We start from the raw sequence: 15,648 nt of genomic DNA on the forward strand, positions 1-15,648 counted from the left end.
AATATAGACTCGGGCTTTTACTATGAGTATCAGATATAGAATTTCACTCTACTTGGCGATTGTACTTTTAACCGGTTCTTTTGTTCTGGCAGGTATCAATTCATTTTCCTCTTATTTTAGTTTAAAGTCTCAGGTTGATTCTGGATCTACCATGGCCGGTAAACGTTATCAATATGAGATTTCTAATTTTCTAAATTCAGTTTTGGGATCTTTAAGAGGTTTTCAATTTATGTTGGAAACTTCTCACCCTGATCGAGGAGAGATGATCGCTTCTCTTAAGAGGTTAGCCGAAACCGATACTCATTTTTTCGGGACCTGGGTATTGTACGAGCCCAATGCTTTCGATGGGCAGGATGCAAGGTATAAAAATACTCCTTATCATGACGCCACTGGCAGGTTTATTCCGTATTGGAATAGGGCCACAGGTGATCTGAAAATCACTTTCGCAGAATCTTATGATGTAGATGATACGATCAGCTTTTACTATCGTATTCCTAAAAAGACCCAAAAAGATTTTATCTCTGATCCTTATGTATACTCCGTAAGCGGAAAAGATGTGCTTATGGTCTCGATGGTTAAACCAATCTTACGAAACGGAAAATTTGTAGGAACAGTTGGAACGGATATCGCCATGGCAAATCTACAAGAACTTTTGGGGCCAATCCGACCATTTAGGGGAGAAGGGTATCTGGCCTTGGTTTCTCCTGATGGCCTTTACGCTGCAAATGGAGGAGATCCTTCCTTAGTTGGCAAAGCAATTCCTGAAGAAAATATTCGTGCTCAAGTAAAAGAACTAAGTCTGAAAGGAGAAGATTTTCAGATCAAGGGTTCTGGTCATACCAGATATTTCTTCCCCTTCTTATTAGGAAATTATGATAAACCTTGGGCTGTAGAAGTATCCATTCCTGATTCGATCTTTTGGTCAGATATGAGAGGAGTGATCTTGCAAACGATTTTATCTTCTCTCATTATTATGGTTGTCATTCTTATCATTCTAAATTTGATCTTTAATAAACTGATCACGATGGGCTTATTAGAGGCGATTGGTTTCTCTGAAAAGATTGCAGATGGAGATCTGACTTCTCATATAGAGATCGCAAGAAATGACGAGATAGGCAAACTTCTGAAATCAATGGATCTGATGAAGGTGAATCTATCTAAGATCATCTTGGATATCAAAACTTCTTCTACCAAATTAAATAGCACCTCGGATCAAATGGCAGAGTCCAGCCGTAACTTCTCAGATGTTGCACAGGCCCAAGCTTCAGCGGCAGAAGAATCCTCCGCAGCAGTAGAAGAACTCGCTGCATCAGCAGAGAATGTTCGTAGATCGATGGAAAAAGCGATAGAGAACATGAAGGAAATAGATACAAACGTAGTCTTACTTCGTGAACAGATCGGAACAATCAATAACGAGATGCAAACATTGTCTCAGGTGGCATCTGAATCCCAAGAACGAGCTGTTACTGGTGAGAATGCGATGGGTGCAACTAATCAAGCAATGGATGAGATTGGAGAAAGTGCTAGTCGTATCAATGAGATCTTATCTATCATTACTGAGATCTCAGAAAAAACAAACCTTCTCGCACTAAATGCAGCAATTGAAGCAGCACGTGCCGGCGAAGCGGGTAAAGGATTTGCAGTAGTAGCAGAAGAGATCAGTAAACTTGCATCCCAAACATCTTCTTCTGTGCAAGAGATCGGAGAGCTTGTAGATTCCACAAATAACGCGGTTCATAACGGAAACACTAAGGTTAAAGAGGCGAGTGATATACTTCGTAAACTTAGAACCTCTGTTGATTCATTTGGATTATCAGCGAAGAAGGTGCTCGACTCAGTTAAAACGCAGGAGAAGAACACTCAAGACATTCATCAATCTGCAAATTTCCTCATGAGTTTCAGCTTACAAATAGAAGAAGCGGTCCAGGAACAAAAACGTGCAACAGATGAGATCACTAAGACGATTGTAAGTATTTCAGAAGGAACACAGGAAGTTGCTTCCGGAGCAGATGATCTAACATCTTACTCAGGCGAGATGCACCAACAATCAGAAGGACTTTTGAAATCAGTGGATAAATTTAAACTTTAACTTCTATAAAGGGGAGCAGGATCCGGAACATTGTAAATCCGGGTCTTGTTTCTACTTCAATTTTTCCTTTGTGTTTTTCTACAATCTTCTTCACAATATCCAAGCCTAACCCACTTCCTTCTCCAGGAAGTTTTGTAGTGAAGAATGGTTGGAAAATTTTATCTAGAATATTTTCAGAGATCCCGGGGCCATTATCTATGATCTCTACACAAATTGAGTCTGCTTTTTGATAGACTTTGATCTTGATCGCTCCTCTGAATTCCAGAGCTTGTAAAGAATTATAGATCAAATTTGTCCATACATGAATTAGATCATCAGGATAACATAATATTATTGGAATATTCTCATATTCCTTGGAAATTTGGATCCCTTTTTTGAGTTGGTTCTGGTAGATTGTGAGAACCGTTTCAATATTCTCTGTAATGGATGCTGGTATCTTTTCGGAAGTTGTATCAAAATGAGAGAAGTTTTTCAAAGCATATAGGATCTTAGAAACCCGATCTACTGCAATCTGTATCGTATTCGTATTGGAGAAGAAGAAAGCCTCCAAAGTAGAATATTCTAAAAGTACATTTGCTTTCGCGCAAATTAAGAATGGCAGGGCTATTTTTGGCAAATCTCTGAACCCCATATCGGTTAAAGAATCCGCGATCGCATAAGGAGAGGGAATATTCAATTCTTGTAATTGGACTACTATATTTTTTTTAACGTTTCTTTCTTCCATCCCAGCTAATTGGTCTTTTGGCTGTCTGACAAGACTTAAGAACTGGCGAAATGATTCCACCTGTTCAGAATTCATTCCGGTTAATACATTTTGTACATCCGGTAAAATGGTTTGGAAACGGATCAAACATTCTTGCAGGTTTTGGTTGGAAGCTTGTACTGCTCCGATCGGATTATTGATCTCATGAGCTACACCAGCAATCAATTGTCCTAGAGCCGCCATTTTTTCTGATTGGATCAATTGTGCCTGGGCTTTTTTAAGATTTTCTAATGTTTCCTGTAGCTCATTTTTCTGCATCTCTATGAGCCTGTTTCTTACAGAGATTTCATCATTGATCACTTTTAATTCTTCCACCTCTTGGATGGCAGAAGTATCTAAAAGACTAATTGCAGCTACATAGGATTCTCTTTCTGTATAAAAATGAACACTTCCTATTGCAGAAAATACTTGGCCGTTCCAACGTATTGCTCTTAATTCCAGGTTTTCTGAACTTTCGAAGGAGCGTATCCTTGCATGTAATGTGGCCCAAGAATCCGGAGTAAATAAGGACGCTGGAGAAACAGAATGAATCTCTTTTTGGTTAAATCCGAATACTCTTAAGAAGGCAGGATTTGTATCCAAAATACCTTCTGTTCTCGGATCTAAGAATATGATCGCCTCGTTTGCAAATCTATAGAAGGTTTGGAACCTTGCCTCGCTTGCTTTTAATTTTTCTTCTGACTTCTTCCTTTCCGTGATATCGGAGACTATTCCTGCCATTCTTGCCGCGACTCTTTTAGAATTGCGATATACCTGGCCTTTAACTTCCAGCCAATGAATTGTTCCGTCAGGATGAAAAATTCTATATTCTATATTGAGTGCATTATCTTTTCCTAATAGGCTTGCTCTTACATATTTTCGGATTTGGCTTTGATCGTCCGGGTGGACCAGATCCATAAAGACCGAAGTATTTGTATCAAATTCCTCTATATTTTTTCCAAATATAGAGGCAGTATCAAAAGACCAGTGAGCAGTCCTATCTGTTAGATTCCAACTCCAGGTTCCCATCTTGGATGCGTTTAGCGCCAGTCTGAGTCTTTCTTCACTCAGCTTTAATGCTTTTTCAGCTGAAAGTGATTCAGTAATATCTGTTACTAAAAAAACTAAATTTTTGATCTTACCGTGAGCATCTTTGATTGGAGCTCCGTTGATGGATAAGAATTTTTTATTTCCGAATTCGTCTTCTATTGCATGGCGAACATCGTATACCGGCTGTCCGGAATTAAGTACTCTTACGAAAGGTTGATCGTTTGGGGTCCATTCTCCTCCATCAATTGAAGTCGCCTTCCATTCAGGTGCATTATATTTTCTTTTTTGTATCTGATCTAAGGTTAGACCCAGAACTTTTTCTGCCGAAGAATTTGCGTATAAAATTTCTCCTTCAGGGCTTAAGACGGTGATTGCGGCTACTGAAGTTTTCATGATCTCAGCGAGAAGGTCACGTTCAGCAATAAGTTCACTGTGTTTTCTTTTTCTTTCTATCGCGTTTGTAAGAGTCTCTCCGATTGCCTTTAAACTGGCGAGTTCGAATTCTTCGAATTTCATCTCCAATTTACTTAAAGGAATTTCGGAGGTCATTCCTAAGGCCCCAACGACCTTTCCTTCTAAGGTAAGAGGGATCGCGATCAAAAATTGGATTCGTAACGAAAGCATTTTTTCCCGCGCATCGGATTCAGGAAAATCTTCTAATTGAAGTGTAACTATTTCTCCATCTAAGATCTTTTTTGTAAGAAAGTTATCTGGATCAACAGGGCTTTCAGTAGGCCAGCTTGCTTCTTGATTTTCTGCCTCGGGAACTATGAATTCATAAATTAGGGTTCTGCTCAATTTTTCAGTATCATATAATACTAAATTCCCCCTGGACATTTTGAATGTATGTGTTATCTTTAGGATTGCGTTAGAGATTGCTTCTTCAATTTCTAATATTGGTTGGTTGATCAATTCTGTGGAAATAGAAGAGGTCAGTCCTTCTATGTTTCTTTTGTTCTCTTCTTCTTTTTTCCTTTTGATCTCGTCGCTGATGTCTTGGATCGTACCCAAAAGTTTGAGTACTTTTCCTTCTGAATCCTTTATAAAATCAGTTTTGTTTAAAAGTATCTTTTCCTTTCCGGAAGGTGTGATGGATCTATATTCTATCTCTGCGGAGATCCCTTCTATTACGGATCTTTTAAAATGTTCTTCTACTCTTTCTCTATCATCAGAATGCATATAATCGAATGTAGGTACAAGCATTCTATCATCTGTTTCTAATATTTGATAAAGACCTTCGGAAGCGGTCATTTTTCCCGAAGGTATATCGTATTCCCAACTTCCTATCTTTGCTGTTTTTTGAGCTCTGTCTAAGAATAGTTTTGTTTCTCTCAGTTCATCTTCTATTTGTTTTTGTTCGGAGATATCTATATGGATACCGATCATCCTGACGGGATTTCCTTCCGAGTCCCTCTCTGCTATTTTACCCCTGGTTAAGATCCATTTATAAGAACCGTCTTTACATTTTAATCGGAACGCGATTGAGTAAGAAGGTAATTCTCCTTTTGCGTAATCTTTCCAAGCAGAATTTGTTTTGTCTCTGTCTTCTGGATGAAGGCTTTCATTCCAAAATTCGTATGTAGGTTCTAATTCACCTACACGATAGCCTAACATCTTCAGCCAATTCTCATCCACATGATGTTCGTTTGTTTTAATATTATAATCCCAAATCCCAAGATTGGCTCCTTGGACTGCTAGATCTAATGTACTTTCTTTATCTTCTAAAATCTTTTCTGTTTCTTTTTTCTCGGTAATATCTATATGAATGCCGAGTGCCCGAACTGGAGTGCCATCCTTATCTCTCTCCCAAACTTTTCCTCTAGAGCGGATCCATTTCCAAGATCCGTCCTTACATAACATTCGGAAATCACTCTCTAATAGTTCGGATCTTCCTTTTATATGATCCTGTAATCCTTGCGTTATGAGGGGAAGATCGTCCGGATGTATCCTAGATCTCCAAAATTCTGAGGTGGGTAGGAACTCCTCCAAAGTATATCCAAGTATCTCCGCGCATCTTTCATTCGGAATTACGATCCCTTTTGGAATATTCCAATCCCAAAATCCAAGGTCCGCACTTTTTATAACAAGATCTAATTGTTCTTCTCTATTCTTGAGTAGAATTTCAGCTGCGAGCTCTTTTCTAAGATCGATTATATTTCCGCGGACTAGATTGGTAGAACCAGGGATCTTTACTAAATGTATTTCGCAGGGAATGATTTGTTTATTTTTATCACAATGGTCCCATCTGAATACTGGAGTCTCTCCCTGCAACGCGAGGGATATTTTTTCATAAGCGGACGCTTTGGAAGTTTTCCCATTTGGTTGGAATTCAGGAGAAATTTCTGCGGGACCTAATTTTAAAAATTCTTCTCGAGTATAGCCGAAAAGAATTTCAGCAGTTGAGTTGACTACCTCGAAGACACCTGTATCAGAGTTCACAATCGTGATTGCGGACGGAGAATAATCGATCAACGACCTCAAAAGACGATTGTCAGATTCCGAGTGAGATAGTTTTTCTACATTTTTCTCTAACTCGGAGATTCGTTGGTTCGCCGCTTCTAACTCCGATTGGAGATCCTTGTCCTTTTGTTTTGTATTTTTGGGATCCACTCTCTATTTAATAGAAAGTGAAAACTTCACTTTGAAAACAAAAATACTGGAGGACTCGGTTTTTCATTTAGCCTTTGTTGTGATTGTGTGGAAAGAATAAGGCAAAATTTTCCTGGTTTCCACGATGCTTAAAACGTAAACTAATCGAAACATTTCAAGCGTTCGTAAATAAATTATCAATATTTTTTATGATAAAATTTTTTGAGTGACGAGTTAAGAAAAATGCACATTTCTTTTCGTCTTCTTATGGATTCTCGTCCCGTAGAAGATCGCTCTATGTACTTGGGAAAGATCGAGAGAATAGGGTGCCCGCCCTAGTTTATATTGGAGACAAAATTATGTTCCGTGGAGTTTGGCCGAAGCGTCCGCTTGCTTATGCGGCAGGACTGTTTTTTCTTTTCGGATTCGGAGAATTATTCTCTGCCGATTTCGTTCGATTAAAGAACGGACAGGTAGTTCGAGGTAAGATTATCTTAGAAGATGATGAAAAGGTATTGGTTGCTGAGAATGATGACTATGTCCGTTTCGTAGATAAGGATAACGTTGCTCAGGTAAGTTATGAAAAAGGAAAACAGAATGCGGGAGCTTCTACATTAGATAAAAAAACGGCTCCACAAAAAGTTTCCGATATTCCCCAAGGACATGTGGAAACTGGTCCTCCTAATATGTATGGTCCAAGTGCTGGATCCAGCAATGGAAACGGAGGAGACACTTCTATTGAAGTGATACACGAGGTGGTCACGGACTTTATCTGGCGGGGACTTAGTTTCTCCGGAGAAATAGCAAACAGAAGAGATAACGAAAGTTATAGAGCAATGACATTTGTTCCTTCTTACCAACCTACTGTAACTTTTAATACTCCATTAAAAGGTTTTCAAGTTCAGTTTTGGGGAAACTTTCAATTAACAGAACGTAATGATAGGGATAATGACGGAAGATTCCAAATGTATCCTGGTGGAGCTGGACCTGGTTATGCAGGACAAGGTTCTGCAGGTTCCATAAGTCCATTCTCGGCTCCTTCTCCAGACTCGTTAAACTCAGCTTGTCCTTACGATACTCAGGCAAACTTTATGGCGGGAAATCCAACAACAGGATCTACTTGCGGTGGAGATGTTCCTGGTTTCAAAAAAGAACAGAACGGTATGAAACGTTCAGATGGATTGTTCTACGCATTCTACTATAATTTTGAAAAGACTAGTTGGGGAACTTTTACAGCAGGTATCTGGTTCTATAACACTTTCCAAAAAAGTACTGCTTATACATCTCCAGCATTAGGAGGATTTAATTCCGCAGCAGCACAAGGAGTTTCAGGAGCAAATAACCCTTCTACCCAGATCACTCGTTTGGCTTGGCAGGAATATTTCTTCTTTTGGAAATTGCCTTTCTTGCAATGGGTGAATCCAACAATTTCATTTTATACTCAATTCTCCCAAGAGAATGCTGGTTTAATGGCTGGTAAGAATTATTTGTCCTTAACGATGGGGCATGAGTTTTTTGAAGGAAATTTTTTCAGAATACTTCCTCAGGTTAACATAGGTTATGCGATGAGCAATAATATTGTGGATAACAGATACGGGATCCAGGATATAACTTCCACAGTCACTTTCTTTTTTGGAAAGTTTTTCTTCAAAGCTGCAGATGTATATAGGCCAAATTTATACATGTATGATACAGATAATTATTATGGAGCGACAGGCGGTTACGTAAATACAAGTTCCAAAGATGGTAAGATTGTGGATCCGGCAAAGGTGAACGGCCCTGCCAATCAATTGGTGTTGGATTTTATCAACTCTTCCTCTTCTATATCTGACCAGTTGAGACAGTCCGTAAGAGAGTCTTATCTTCTACAGAAAATTCCTTCTCATTTGGTATGGTTCAGTGTTGGTTTTAGCCAAAACTTCTAGTATATAAGGAATATATAAAATGAGTATTCGGTTCAGGATTTCACTTTATCTATCGGTGGTTTTACTCTCCGGTTCGATCATTTTGACAGTGATCAATTCAGTCGGATCTTACTTTAATCTGAAGTATCAGGTGGAAGATGGATCCAGAATGGCAGGAGAAAGATTCGCCTATGAGGTGAAGGATTTTTTGGATTCTGCTTTGGGTTCTCTTAGAGGCACACAATTTTTATTAGAATCTTCTAAACCAGCCAGAGCAGAAGTAGTCGCCGCACTTTGGAAATTGGTGGAGGCAAACCCATATTATTTCGGGACCTGGGTTGTATTTGAACCAAACGGCTTCGATGGACAGGATGCAAAATTTAAGAATACTCCTCCTTATCATGATAAGACCGGAAGATTTGTACCTTATATTAACAAATCAAAAGGTGCTGTCACTGTTGAACCGGTAATATATTACGAAAATCTGGATGAATCGGGAGCGTTCTATACTGTTCCTAAAAAAACACTTCATGATTTTGTTGCAGATCCTTTTTCTTATCCAGTAGGCGGGAAAGATGTACTGATGGTTTCTTTAGTGAAACCTGTATTTAGAGGAGGAAGTTTTTCTGGAGTAGTAGGGATTGACCTGGCTATGGAAAACCTGCAGGAACTCTTAGGCCCCATTAAACCATTTAGGGGAGAAGGTTATCTTACACTTATTTCTCCGAATGGGACCTATGCTGCAAATGGTAAGGACCCTTCCTTAGTTGGTAAAAAGATCCCAGATCCAGAATGGTTAAAACAAATTACAGAAGGAATTGCAAAAGGAAAATCTTTCTCTTTACATGGAGGTGGAGAAGGTCATCATTTTTTCCCCTTCTTATTAGGAAATTATGATAAACCTTGGGCGGTAGAAGTATCCATTCCTGATTCGATCTTTTGGTCAGATATGAGAGGAGTGATCTTACAAACGATTTTATCTTCTCTCATTATTATGGTTGTCATTCTTATCATTCTAAATTTGATCTTTAATAAACTGATAACGACGGGCTTATTAGAGGCGATTGGTTTCTCTGAAAAGATTGCAGATGGAGATCTGACTTCTCATATAGAGATCGCAAGAAATGACGAGATAGGCAAACTTCTGAAATCAATGGATCTGATGAAGGTGAATTTATCTAAGATCATCTTGGATATCAAAACTTCTTCTACCAAATTAAATAGCACCTCGGATCAAATGGCAGAGTCCAGCCGTAACTTCTCAGATGTTGCCCAGGCCCAAGCTTCAGCGGCAGAAGAATCCTCCGCAGCAGTAGAAGAGTTAGCGGCATCAGCAGAGAATGTACGTAGATCAATGGAAAAAGCGATAGAGAACATGAAGGAGATAGATACAAACGTAGTCTTACTTCGTGAACAGATCGGAACAATCAATAACGAGATGCAAACATTGTCTCAGGTGGCATCCGAATCCCAAGAACGAGCTGTTACTGGTGAAAATGCGATGGGTGCAACTAATCAAGCAATGGATGAGATTGGAGAAAGTGCTAGTCGTATCAATGAGATCTTATCTATCATTACTGAAATTTCCGAAAAAACAAACCTTCTCGCACTAAATGCAGCAATTGAAGCAGCACGTGCAGGAGAAGCGGGTAAAGGATTTGCAGTAGTAGCAGAAGAGATCAGTAAACTTGCATCCCAAACATCTTCTTCTGTGCAAGAGATCGGAGAGCTTGTAGATTCCACAAATAACGCGGTTCATAACGGAAACACTAAGGTTAAAGAGGCGAGTGATATACTTCGTAAACTTAGAACCTCTGTCGATTCATTTGGATTATCAGCGAAGAAGGTTCTCGACTCTGTTAAAACGCAAGAGAAGAACACTCAAGATATTCATCAATCTGCAAATTTCCTCATGAGTTTCAGCTTACAAATAGAAGAAGCGGTCCAGGAACAAAAACGCGCGACTGATGAGATCACTAAAACTATCGTTAGTATTTCAGAAGGGACCCAGGAAGTTGCTTCTGGAGCGGATGATCTAACATCTTATTCAGGCGAGATGCACCAACAATCAGAAGGACTTTTGAAATCGGTAGATAAATTTAAATTATAGGGCACGCACAGAGTTCGCTGGGCACGCAGAGTTTTGGATTTGTTGGAGTTCTTGCATTTACTTCTCTGTGAACTCCGTGCTCTTTGCGCGAAATATGAATTAGTTTAGAAGTATTCTTTCTATAATTTTTCTTTGGATAGTTAAAGTGTCCTTCTGAATACCATTTTCCATTTTGAAAATCGGTTTATCGTTCTTTAATATTTCCAATTCCCAAGGTTTCTTTTCCAGGATCACATGCACATAGGAAACAAATGAATCTGCAAAAAAATCATCTGCATTTGTTGCTGAGTATAATGTAGGGAAAGGTGTAACAGAAAGGATTGGGTAAATTTTTTCCCAGTTTTCATCTAAAGAAAGAGATCCAGAATAAAATCGGATCTGAGGCCTCAAGCTGAAAGTAGAATCATCCAGATATGCTACCTTCTCAGATTTCCAAACTCCTTTATAAAATTCAAAATTTTTATAAGATCTTTTAGGTAGAAAAAAACTTGGGCCTATATTTTCTGTTTCTGAGAGAATATGTCCAAATTCGTGTAATAGAATATAACTAAGTGCATTTACTTTCGTGTTTTGTTTCTCTTCTTCTATTCGAATTCGTATCTTTATATTTCCTTTTTGGAATGTAGAATTTTCCTTATAACTAATCCAATCGTTTGCATTTCTATTTAGAGTATTCGTATCTAGGATCACGAAACCTCCAATAGATTTGCCATTCTTACGCACTATTCCTGTAACCGCAGAGCCTCCTAGATTCTCACATACATAAATACGAAGAAGTTTATTTTTGAGAAGAGAGGCGACTGGTCCTTTCTGAGAATTCAGGGCATCTAACAGAGTTGATTTGAATGTATCAAAATTTTTGATAGGTGAGGGTGATTCAGTAAATCCATCCACTCGATTCAATTCATTCACATAATCTAAAGCTTGTTTGTCTAGGTTAAAGGTCCTTAAGGACCAATCCTCAGACTCCAACCCGACATAGTTCTCTATCTTAGATACAGGAGTGGATATTAAAACATCTGCATACGGATTTGGATCTCCAAGCTCTTCTTTGCAGGAGTAGAAGGTATCAAAAACAAGAATGAATACGACAAACAATCGACACATTTCAATATTTGGTTTAGTTTTCTTTCCGTAAAACATGCGGCTTTGAATGTGCAAAACTTGAGCTAGAACGAAAAGTATTTTTCTTTGCATCGCAAAAAATCATCAAGAGAAAGATAGGGATATTGATTTGCATTTCATGGGGGCTTTGTAAGATTTGTGCCTGTCTCTCATGAAGGCCGGTGTCTTTTTTTATAACACTTGCAGATTTCCCCGCAATCTTGCTCGGACTTCTCTCTTGTTATGTATAGCCGCTATGTTTCTTTATGGAGCCTCTATCTTTTCGGATGTGACCAATCCTTGGGAACTTCCTATAGATGAGAGGATCTTAAATCGAAAGGACGTGAGTCATATCGTTTTAGAGACAAGGCCGGGCGGATTTCGCGTTACTTTATTAATTAACGAAAGATTTCCGTATAACTATAAATCAAAATCAGCCGCTTTCTATTATTCTAATATTAAGGATTCTAAAGAAGGTTTGGAATTAGCGGAAAAACTAGATCGGTACCTTAAGTCAGGCTTCAATATGAAGATCAGATTTAATGGATCGGAAATTTACGAATTTATATTAGATGAATCTATCCAATAAAAAAGCTGGAATACTCAACCCTTGGTCCTTCTTGGAAACCGAGTTCAATTACAGGGAAGTTAGTGCATGGAAAGATTTCGTTCGAATTGATCAGTCATTTATCAGGCTGGCCTTTTTTCTTCACTTCTTAGTTTATTTTTTAGCATTAATTCCTGAAATTCAAAAATCTCCTCATGGGACCATCTATTTTGGTCTAGTCCTGAGTTTAAATATTCTGAGCATTGTCCTTTCTTTCCAAAGAAAATATCTGCCTGCTGTCATTCACGGTACAAACTTTAGTATTATATTTTTGGTGATGTTGATCTTAAACGAATCTTTCTATAGCTTCGACGATCTCCATAGTTTACAACTTTATAATAATTATTTCTTACTCGTTGGATTTTTGGTTTTATTCCAAATGTTCCGCTTGAAGGTAAAAGGCTGCTTTTTAACTGCTACTTATTCTATTGTATTACATCTTGGGTTTATTTATTTCAAACTCAATAATAGCTCTCTTCCTGGATTTCCTTTAGTTCTATTCGTTCCGGATGTTGTCTATCTGATCTTAAGTCTGATCGGAACTACAATCGTCGTGATCGTAAGAAGGTTAGTTCGTATTTCTTCCGAACTGGATTCTGAGTATAGATTTTTGCAACATGAACTTCAGATCGCTAGAAAAGTACAGGAGACATTATTTCCGGAAGATGTAAGTATTAAAGGATTTAAATACGAGGTATTTAGATCCACTCCCAACGAGATTGGTGGGGATTTTTACGACTTTATTCAATTAAGGGAAGGAAACACTGGAGTTTTCTTAACTGATATTGCAGGACATGGGATAGCTTCTGCGTTAGTCGCATCATTTATCAAAATTATGGTAGCGACCATGCCTTATCGCCTTAAGCTACATCCAGTCCGTTTATTGGAATATCTGGATGAGACACTTCTTAGGCAGTTCAAATCCCATCATGCTTCTGCTGTTTATATATTTTTTGATTTTATTTCCAAAGAGATCCATTTTGCTAATGGGGGACATCCATATTTAATGCATTCCCAAAATGGAAATGACTTTAGGGAAATTGAAACTACCGGAAGTATATTAGGATTTGGGATCAAAAGGCCGATCGCTGAGCTGGTTTCACTACCGATCCAGTCTGCAGAAAGGTTGTTTTTATACACTGATGGATTGATAGAGAATCGAAATCCACAAGGAAAACAGCTTGGAAGTGAAGGCCTAATTGAAATCCTGAACAGAAATAAGTCTTTTACCGATTTAAAACAGTTTAAAGAAGCCGTCCAGGTAGAACTCTCCGCATTTTTTGGAGATGCTGAATTCGAAGACGACACACTTTTCCTGATCATCGAGATGGAGTAAATACATGAGCGAATCACTGATCAATTTACAAAAAGAAGGCAAGCTGGCGATCTTAGAGATCAATCGTCCTTCTGCGTTAAACGCATTAAACGAAGAATTATTAAACGAATTAACAAGCGAGATTAGTAATCTAGAAAAAGATCCATCTATTCAAGTTGTGATCATCACCGGGCAAGGAAAAGCTTTTGTTGCAGGTGCTGATATTGCTAAAATGAAAGAATTGAATGTAAGTGGAGCTGAGAAGTTTGCTTCCCTTGGCCAAAGCGCATTCGACCGTATCCAAAGAAGTAGATTAGTTTCTATCGCAGCAGTAAACGGTTTTGCACTGGGTGGGGGACTTGAACTTGCGCTTGCGTGTGATATCCGTATAGGTTCTGAAAAAGCAAAATTAGGACTTCCTGAGGTCTCTTTAGGTTTGATCCCTGGATTTGGTGGAACCCAAAGACTTGCAAGACTAGTCGGTTACGGAAGAGCAGCAGAGCTTATCTTTACAGGTGATATGATCGGTGCAGAAGAAGCATATCGTATAGGTATATTAAACAAACTTACTAACGATGGAGAAGATCTGATCGCCACTGCAAAGGCTACAGCGGAATCCATTCTGAAAAAAGGGCCTATCGCAGTCTCCACTGCAAAATCAGTTATCCTAAACGGATTGGATATGCAGTTATCCAAAGGACAAGAGTTGGAGAAAAAAGAATTTTCTAATCTATTCTCTGGAAAAGAATCCAAAGAAGGAATGGGAGCATTCTTAGAAAAACGTCCTCCTAATTTCTGAGGATCTATGAAAACTTTCAGATTCTTACTTCTATCTTTTTTATTCTGCCTTCCTATGGCAGGTTGGGGAGAATATAATTCTCCCTTATATTTAGAAAAAACCACCATCTATATAGGAGATCACGCTCTCCTTGTAGAAGTTGCAAATACTGACGAATCCAGACAAAGGGGATTGATGTTCCGTAAAAAATTAGGGGAGAATGAAGGAATGATCTTCATCTTTCCTAGCGAGGATCATTTATCTTTTTGGATGAAGAATACATTAATCCCTTTGAGTATTGGTTATTTCTCAAGAAATAAGAAATTAGTCGATGTTTATGAAATGGCACCGAACCAAACTCAGGTTCTGTATCATTCTACCCAAAAGGTAATGTATGCAGTAGAAGCAAATCCTAGATGGTTTGCTAAACGTGGACTTGGAAAGGATTCTGTTTTAAAGATAGAGGGTAGATATATAGGGAAATGATCCGCCCGATAGGACGGATCATTTATAGAGATTAGAGAGACTCGGAAGCTCTCAATTGAAGGTCTTGTAAATTTTGAGCTTCTACTACTTTAGAAGATTTTAATTTACCTTGTTCAGTCAGTTTTAAGATCACTTGGGATCCTACTGATTGAGAAGTAACTTCGATCTCAGAAAGTTGTCCTTCTCTCTCTACGAAAAATTTTCCAGGTTGAGAGCGGAAAGCAGTTAGAGTTTCTGATTTTCCTTCTTTAGAAACTGCAGTTAGATCCAATCTAGAACCGAATTCAGTATAAACTAAAGTCAGTTTTTCTCCGTCTTGCTCGAAAGATTTTGCATATCTTCCTTCTTTATCATACTCGTTTAGTCCTACTGGGTTGCTTCCAGACCAGAACTCGATCAAGTTGAAAAGTAGAAAGTCGATAAATCCACCGATTGCCATTAAAAATCCGAAAGGAATATAAAATAGAACCGTTTTTACGATTTTTGCAAGAAGGCCACCGCCCACATTGATCCCGTCGTTAGCATTGTAGAAAACTCTTACAAGTGCGAATTTTCCGAAGCAGTTCGCTAAGGAACCGAAGCTAACTCCTACCAGTACCAAGGTCAGGATTATTTTTTTGAAAACGTTTTTCACCATTGAAAACGGAACTCCTTTATATGAATGGAATGCGAAACTACGAATAAAGTATGGAAAAAATCTTGCAAGAGATTTACATTCTCCCTTCCTTTTTGTGAGGCAAAATCTTGACTGAAAAATTCACGTCTTAAACTGATCCAATAAAGGGAAGAGAATCCCTTGACCTAGTTCCAGTCTCGTTATTTCTGGACCGAAAGACGGATTATTAAAATAAAGCCGTTCTTAAGGGCGAATGCC

General features: G+C 38.5%; 10 protein-coding genes. 7 read left to right on the plus strand and 3 right to left on the minus strand.

Features of this window, described 5'->3' with window-relative positions; genetic code table 11:
• Positions 1-22: 22 nt before the first annotated feature.
• The gene (locus EHQ52_RS19835; protein WP_135617089.1) at positions 23-2,089 is read left to right on the plus strand and encodes a methyl-accepting chemotaxis protein; all 2,067 of its coding nucleotides are present in this window, start codon (positions 23-25) and stop codon (positions 2,087-2,089) included.
• Here the strand turns inward: EHQ52_RS19835 and EHQ52_RS19840 are convergent.
• Positions 2,079-6,362: a PAS domain-containing protein gene (locus EHQ52_RS19840; RefSeq protein WP_167492240.1), complete on the minus strand. Its 4,284-nt coding sequence runs from the start codon at positions 6,360-6,362 to the stop codon at positions 2,079-2,081. The two genes, EHQ52_RS19835 and EHQ52_RS19840, sit on opposite strands and share 11 nt — an antisense overlap.
• A 467-nt stretch (positions 6,363-6,829) precedes the next feature.
• Here EHQ52_RS19840 and EHQ52_RS19845 point away from each other — a divergent pair, with 467 nt between their 5' ends.
• A complete protein-coding gene (locus tag EHQ52_RS19845; RefSeq protein ID WP_244244966.1) occupies positions 6,830-8,395 on the plus strand; it encodes an LA_0442/LA_0875 N-terminal domain-containing protein in 1,566 nt (521 codons plus the stop codon).
• 19 nt (positions 8,396-8,414) lie between these two features.
• The gene (locus EHQ52_RS19850) at positions 8,415-10,484 is read left to right on the plus strand and encodes a methyl-accepting chemotaxis protein (protein WP_135617091.1); all 2,070 of its coding nucleotides are present in this window, start codon (positions 8,415-8,417) and stop codon (positions 10,482-10,484) included.
• A 99-nt stretch (positions 10,485-10,583) separates the two neighbouring features.
• On the opposite strand, the gene EHQ52_RS19855 is transcribed toward EHQ52_RS19850, so the two are convergent.
• Positions 10,584-11,591: a hypothetical protein gene (locus EHQ52_RS19855; protein ID WP_244244968.1), complete on the minus strand. Its 1,008-nt coding sequence runs from the start codon at positions 11,589-11,591 to the stop codon at positions 10,584-10,586.
• A gap of 169 nt (positions 11,592-11,760) precedes the next feature.
• On the opposite strand from EHQ52_RS19855, the gene EHQ52_RS19860 reads away from it, so the two are divergent.
• The 4 genes from EHQ52_RS19860 to EHQ52_RS19875 are packed head-to-tail and all read left to right on the plus strand — an operon-like array spanning position 11,761 to position 14,774.
• Complete coding sequence (locus tag EHQ52_RS19860; protein ID WP_425269413.1) at positions 11,761-12,177, plus strand: hypothetical protein; 417 nt, start codon at positions 11,761-11,763, stop codon at positions 12,175-12,177.
• The gene (locus EHQ52_RS19865) at positions 12,161-13,531 is read left to right on the plus strand and encodes a PP2C family protein-serine/threonine phosphatase (RefSeq protein WP_135617093.1); all 1,371 of its coding nucleotides are present in this window, start codon (positions 12,161-12,163) and stop codon (positions 13,529-13,531) included. The genes EHQ52_RS19860 and EHQ52_RS19865 overlap by 17 nt, the downstream gene beginning before the upstream one ends.
• 4 nt (positions 13,532-13,535) lie before the next feature.
• The gene (locus tag EHQ52_RS19870) at positions 13,536-14,309 is read left to right on the plus strand and encodes an enoyl-CoA hydratase-related protein (protein ID WP_135617094.1); all 774 of its coding nucleotides are present in this window, start codon (positions 13,536-13,538) and stop codon (positions 14,307-14,309) included.
• A gap of 6 nt (positions 14,310-14,315) precedes the next feature.
• Positions 14,316-14,774 carry a DUF192 domain-containing protein gene (locus tag EHQ52_RS19875; RefSeq protein WP_135617095.1) on the plus strand — a complete coding sequence of 153 codons (459 nt, stop codon included), beginning with the start codon at positions 14,316-14,318 and terminating at the stop codon, positions 14,772-14,774.
• Positions 14,775-14,805: 31 nt separating this feature from the next.
• Here EHQ52_RS19875 and EHQ52_RS19880 read toward each other — a convergent pair whose 3' ends face one another.
• Entirely contained in the window at positions 14,806-15,411 is a 606-nt protein-coding gene (locus EHQ52_RS19880) for a DUF3332 family protein (RefSeq protein ID WP_135617096.1), read from the minus strand.
• Between the last annotated feature and the right edge of the window lie 237 nt (positions 15,412-15,648).

The organism is Leptospira koniambonensis (assembly GCF_004769555.1).
Taxonomy (GTDB): domain Bacteria; phylum Spirochaetota; class Leptospiria; order Leptospirales; family Leptospiraceae; genus Leptospira_B; species Leptospira_B koniambonensis.

What these genes read in the sequence shown, in the direction of transcription:
- EHQ52_RS19845 (WP_244244966.1), top strand. Translation starts at nt 6,830, where the DNA reads ATGTTCCGTGGAGTTTGGCCGAAGCGTCCGCTTGCTTATGCGGCAGGA.
- EHQ52_RS19875 (WP_135617095.1), top strand. Translation starts at nt 14,316, where the DNA reads ATGAAAACTTTCAGATTCTTACTTCTATCTTTTTTATTCTGCCTTCCT.
- EHQ52_RS19850 (WP_135617091.1), top strand. Translation starts at nt 8,415, where the DNA reads ATGAGTATTCGGTTCAGGATTTCACTTTATCTATCGGTGGTTTTACTC.
- EHQ52_RS19855 (WP_244244968.1), bottom strand. Translation starts at nt 11,591, where the DNA reads ATGTGTCGATTGTTTGTCGTATTCATTCTTGTTTTTGATACCTTCTAC.
- EHQ52_RS19880 (WP_135617096.1), bottom strand. Translation starts at nt 15,411, where the DNA reads ATGGTGAAAAACGTTTTCAAAAAAATAATCCTGACCTTGGTACTGGTA.
- EHQ52_RS19865 (WP_135617093.1), top strand. Translation starts at nt 12,161, where the DNA reads ATGAATCTATCCAATAAAAAAGCTGGAATACTCAACCCTTGGTCCTTC.
- EHQ52_RS19870 (WP_135617094.1), top strand. Translation starts at nt 13,536, where the DNA reads ATGAGCGAATCACTGATCAATTTACAAAAAGAAGGCAAGCTGGCGATC.
- EHQ52_RS19860 (WP_425269413.1), top strand. Translation starts at nt 11,761, where the DNA reads ATGAAGGCCGGTGTCTTTTTTTATAACACTTGCAGATTTCCCCGCAAT.
- EHQ52_RS19835 (WP_135617089.1), top strand. Translation starts at nt 23, where the DNA reads ATGAGTATCAGATATAGAATTTCACTCTACTTGGCGATTGTACTTTTA.